Source organism: Rhizobacter sp. P3_B12 (genome assembly GCF_056402895.1).
On the sequence record NZ_JBFUGN010000871.1, the window covers coordinates 1 to 2,616 of the forward strand.

General features: G+C 73.8%; 1 protein-coding gene. It reads right to left on the reverse strand.

Features of this window, described 5'->3' with window-relative positions; translation table 11 throughout:
• On the reverse strand, positions 1–2,616 hold a 2,616-nt coding region (locus tag AC1D01_RS29350; protein ID WP_477872704.1), incomplete at both ends, for a condensation domain-containing protein.

Consider the following 2,616-nt stretch of genomic DNA (forward strand, 5'->3'; position numbering starts at 1 on the left):
AGACGAACGAGAGCTCCAGCGGCGCACCGGCCCGCTCGCGCAGCTCCAGCGCCAGATCGAACTGCGCCGCGAGCTCGGGCAGCGGCAGCGACTCGACCGCGAGGCCCGGCAACTGCCGCAGCAGCCGCGGGTCTTCGCCGACGTGGTTGAACACCACCTGGAACAGCGGGCTCGTGCCCAGGCTGCGCTCGGGCTGCAAGGCCTCGACCAGCAAATCGAACGGCAGCTCGGCATGCGCCTGCGCGCCGAGCGAGGCATCGCGGGCCTGCGCCACCAGCTGCGCGAGCGTCGTGCGCCCGCCGATGCGGTTGCGCAGCACCAGCGTGTTGACGAACAGCCCGATCAGCGCCTGCGCCTCGGGCCGCGCGCGGTTCGCCACCGTCATGCCGACGCGCACGTCGCGCTGCCCGGTGCAGCGGTACAGCAGGCCCTGGAACACGCCGAGCAGCAGCATAGCCAGCGTGGCGCCCTGCCCTTGCGCAACCGCCTGCAGCGCCGTGCGCAGCGGCTCGGGCAGCGTGAACCTGTGGCGCGCGCCGCGGTAGCCGGCCTGCGCGCGGCGTGGGTGGTCGGTGGCCAGCGCGAGCACCGGCTCTTCCGCGCCGTCGTGCGCGAGTTCGGTGCGCCACCACGCGAGCTGGCGTGCCGCCTCGCCAGCGGTGAGTTCGTCGCGCTGCCATGCCGCGTGGTCGGCGTACTGGACCGGCGGCATGGCGAGCGAGCGCGGCTCGCCGGCCACGCGGGCCGCATAGCCGGCCACCAGTTCGTCGACGAACAGCTGCATCGACGCACCGTCGGAGACGATGTGGTGCATCACGACGACGAGCTGGTGCTCGTCGTCGCGCACACGCAGCAGGCCGACGCGCCACAGCGGGCCGCGGCGCAGGTCGAACGGGGTGTCGAGCAGGATCGGTAGATCGAACGCGGCGAGCGCGACCGGCTGCGGCGGCTGGATGAACTGGCGCGGCGTGCCGTCCTCGGCGAGATCGAACCGGGTGCGCAGCGGCTCGTGGCGCGCCGCCAGCGCGTCGAGCGAGGCCTGCAGCGCAGCGGTGTCGAGCACGCCTTTCAGCCGCAGCCCGAAGCGCACGTGGTACGCCGAGCTGCCCGGATCGAGTTGCCACAGGAACCACTGGCGCTGCTGCGCGTGCGACAGCGGCAGCGGTCCGGCACGGCGTGCCGCGTCGAGCACCGGGATCGTCGACGGGCGCGTGCCGCTGTCGCAGAGTCGGCGAATGCGCGCCGCGAGCTCGGCCAGCCGCGGCGCCTCGAAGACATCGCGCGGCGCGAAGCCGATCGGCCAGCGCTCGGCGATGCGCGCCGCCAGTTGCACCGCGGCGAGCGAATTGCCACCGCTCGCGAAGAACTGGGCGTCGCGCGCCGGCGTCGCGGCGTGGCCGAGCACCTCCTGCCACAGCGCGGCGACGGCGGCTTCGGTCTCGTCCAGCGGAACCGCCGGTGCCTCATCGCCCCCGCTGTCGCCGCTCACGAAGCGACCGTGCGCGAACACCGCGAACGCATCCAGCGTGCCCTGCTCGAAGCCCTGCCGGCAAGCGCGCCGCTGCAACTTGCCGCTGGAGGTCTTCGGCAGCGCGCCGGGGTTCAGCAGCAGCGCGACCGACACCGCCTCGCGGCACGCGCCGGCACACGCCTCGCCGAGCGCCTGCACCAGCGCCGCGGCCGGCACGCGCTTCTGCATCGCGCGCGACACCTCGACCGCGACGCCGACGCCCTCGCCACCGCCCGGCAGCGCGACCGCGAACGCGGCGACACGGCCGGCACGCACGGCCTCGACCTCGGCCTCGATCGCGCGCTCGATGTCCTGCGGGTAGACGTTGTGGCCGCGCAGGATGATCAGGTCCTTCAGCCGGCCGGTGACGTGCAGCTCGCCGCCGCGCACGAAGCCGAGGTCGCCGGTGCGCAGCCAGCGCTGGCCGGCGCGTTCGACGAAGCTCGCCTGCGTTTCTTCCAGCCGCTGCCAGTAGCCCTGCGCGATGCTCGGGCCGGCGGCCCAGATCTCGCCGACCTGGCCCTCGGGGTTCACCGCGAGCGTCTGCGGGTCGACGATCTCGACGCGCTGGCTGCTCGGCACGCGGCCGCTGCTGACCAGCGTGATGGCGTCGTCGCCCACGCCCTCCGCCGCCTGCCCGGCCCCGAGCGCCGACACCGAGAACGGCCGAGCGACCATCCCCCGCCCCCTTGCCGCGCCGCTGACGAACAGCGTCGCTTCGGCGAGGCCGTAGCACGGGAACACCGAACGCTGATCGAAGCGCGCCGGCGCGAAACGCTCGACGAACGCTCGCAGCGTGTCGTGCCGCACCGGCTCGGCGCCGCTGAACGCGACGCGCCAGCTCGACAGATCGAGCGATGCCACCGCGGCATCCTTCACCCGCTCGACGCACAGCCGGTACGCGAAGTCCGGCGCGCCGCTGATGCTGCCGCGGTGCCGCGCGATCGCCTCCAGCCAGCGCAGCGGCCGCTCCAGGAAGAACTGCGGCGTCATCAGCACGGCCTTGATGCCGCGGTGCAGCGGCTGCAACAGCCCGCCGATCAGGCCCATGTCGTGGTACAGCGGCAGCCAGCTGACGAACACGTCGTCGGCCCCGACCTCGAAGC